General features: G+C 41.4%; 1 protein-coding gene. It reads left to right on the top strand.

The annotated features are described in order from the left end of the window. Positions 1 to 524 (top strand): spore germination protein (locus tag H1S01_RS20725; protein ID WP_188042189.1); only part of this gene is annotated, 524 nt, incomplete at both ends.

The raw sequence follows: 524 nt of genomic DNA, 5'->3' as shown, positions 1-524 counted from the left end.
GACGAAGGTCGGAGTATTGAACTACCTCAAACGGAAATATCTATCCCCGGACCTCATGATGCATTTGTGGAAGACGTCCAAAAAAACTTATATCTTTTACGTACTCGACTAGCAGATCCTCAGTTTGTGGTGGAAAAAATTCAACTTAAAGGACGCACGAAAGGACCCTTATATTTAGCGTATATCAGAGGTTTGACGAATCCAAAAATCGTTCGCGAAATGCGACGCCGTCTAAAAGTCGTTAATGTGGATATGATCTATAATCTAGGCCAACTGGAACAATTCATTCAGGACAATTCGTTAACTGTTTTCTCACAAATACTTCTCACGGAGCGACCAGATCGGACCATTTCCTTTTTGATGGAAGGTTCCGTAGCTGTTCTTTTAGAGGGAACTCCACAAGCCTTAATTGCCCCTGTAACGTTCTTTGCCTATATTCATTCTCCTGAAGATATTTATTTCCGTTGGCCCTTTGGTAGCTTTGCCCGTCTTCTTCGTATACTTAGTTTACTCACTACGATGTT

It is taken from the genome of Heliobacterium chlorum (assembly GCF_014502795.1).
Classification (GTDB): domain Bacteria; phylum Bacillota; class Desulfitobacteriia; order Heliobacteriales; family Heliobacteriaceae; genus Heliobacterium; species Heliobacterium chlorum.
Note: the sequence above shows the minus strand (reverse complement) of the source record. Positions and strands in the feature narration are given on the sequence as shown.